Below are 1,767 nucleotides of genomic sequence, written 5' to 3' on the forward strand. Positions count from 1 at the left end.
TAGCGCGGGGCCGACACCGGCCGCGATCAGCGAGCCTGCCATCAGCAGGGACATCAGAAGTTTGCGCATCTCGGGTTTCCTCTTGTTGCTTGTCTTTGTCTGTTACAGCGCGTCTGCGCCGGTCTCCCCGGTCCGGATCCGGATCACCTGCTCGATCGGCGTGACGAAGATCTTCCCGTCGCCAATCTTGCCGGTGCGCGCGGCCCGCTCGATCGCCTCCACTGCCTGGTCGACGAGATCGTCGGATACGGCCGCCTCGATCTTCATCTTCGGCAGGAAATCGACCACGTATTCGGCGCCGCGGTACAGCTCGGTGTGCCCCTTCTGGCGCCCGAACCCCTTCACCTCCGTCACCGTGATGCCCGAGACGCCGAGCGCGGAGAGCGCTTCGCGCGTCTCATCGAGCTTGAACGGCTTGATGATTGCGGTAATCAGTTTCATGAAGTCCTCTCGCTGGGTGGTCCCGTCGAATTGGTTGGAATGGTGTGACGGTCTCTTCCCAGCAACTCGCATGCCATGTTTGCGCGAGGACCGTCTCGAACGGCTCCGACAGGGGGGCGCATCGCCCGCTGAAAGGTGCGGAAGCCCGGCCGAACGGTCAACGTGGCCCGGTTTGCTGGCGCGCCGAAAGGATCGTTGCTAGAGTGCACGCACGTCCCGGTTCACCGGGCCATTCACCCATGCGGGCGCCATGCCCGGAATTCGCGCCACGGGTGCACCATTTCCGGTCATGCGTGCATCATGGGCACGTACGCAACTGAAGATGCACATTTTTTGTGCAAGGAAGGGAAATCTCATGAAGCAACCCAGCGATGTTTTCAACGACCTGCAGTCGCGCGTCAGCGACCTGCTGAAAAACTCGCCGGCCAAGGATGTCGAGCGCAACGTGAAGGCCATGCTGTCGCAAGGCTTCTCGAAACTCGATCTCGTCACGCGCGAGGAGTTCGACACGCAGGCCCAGGTGCTCGCCCGCACCCGCGTGCGTCTCGAGGAACTCGAAAAGCGCGTCGCGGAACTCGAGCAGAAGCTCGCAGCGCCCCAGGCCTGACGCCCTCTGACCGACCGGTCCGGGCGCGGGCCGCCTCGTGCGGCCCGCGCCCGCCCCCTGCAAATCAGCCAGTCGGCAAGCCGTTCCGTCGTTCTTCGCAGTCCCCCCGCTCTTCGCTGTTCCTCGCTCTTCGCTGTTCCTCGCTCTTCGCTGTTCGTCGTTCCTCGTTCTTTCCCGCGCCACGCCGGCAAGCGCGCACCGATTCCTCCGATTCCCGCGGCATGCGGCCCTGAACGGCCGTTGCCCGTCCGATTCATTTACAGGAGCCTCGCCATGTCGCTCGCCGTGGTGCGCAGTCGCGCGCCGGCGGCCGGCCGCGCGCCGGACGTCACCGTCGAAGTCCATCTTGCCAACGGGTTGCCGTCGTTCTCGATCGTCGGCCTGCCCGATCTCGAAGTCCGCGAAAGCCGCGAGCGCGTGCGCGCCGCGCTGCAGAACTGCGGATTCGAATTCCCCGTGCGCCGCATCACGGTCAACCTCGCACCGGCCGACCTGCCGAAGGAGTCGGGCCGCTTCGACCTGCCGATCGCACTCGGCATCCTCGCCGCGAACGGCCAGATCCCGGCCGATGCGCTGGCCGGCCGCGAATTCGCGGGCGAGCTGTCGCTGACCGGCGCGCTGCGGCCGATGCGCGGCGCGTTCGCGATGGCGTGCGGCGCGGCACGCGACTGGCGCGCGGGTGAAACCGCACCGGGCGTCGGTTCCGGCGCCCGGCCCGG

At 66.4% G+C, this 1,767-nt stretch carries 3 protein-coding genes; 2 read left to right on the plus strand and 1 reads right to left on the minus strand.

From position 1 onward, the window contains the following. Positions 1-102: 102 nt before the first annotated feature. On the minus strand, positions 103-441 hold the full coding sequence (locus F3J14_RS34710; protein WP_006398175.1) for a P-II family nitrogen regulator: 339 nt from the start codon (positions 439-441) through the stop codon (positions 103-105). A gap of 355 nt (positions 442-796) precedes the next feature. Here F3J14_RS34710 and F3J14_RS34715 point away from each other — a divergent pair, with 355 nt between their 5' ends. After that, positions 797-1,048 (plus strand): accessory factor UbiK family protein, encoded by a 252-nt coding sequence (locus F3J14_RS34715; protein WP_006489451.1) that lies wholly within the window; start codon positions 797-799, stop codon positions 1,046-1,048. A 273-nt stretch (positions 1,049-1,321) separates the two neighbouring features. Continuing rightward, a partial coding sequence (locus F3J14_RS34720; RefSeq protein ID WP_282100804.1) for a magnesium chelatase domain-containing protein occupies positions 1,322-1,767 on the plus strand: 446 nt, incomplete at its 3' end.

This window comes from Burkholderia sp. Tr-862, from assembly GCF_011753085.1.
In the GTDB taxonomy this organism is placed as follows: Bacteria; Pseudomonadota; Gammaproteobacteria; order Burkholderiales; family Burkholderiaceae; genus Burkholderia; species Burkholderia ambifaria.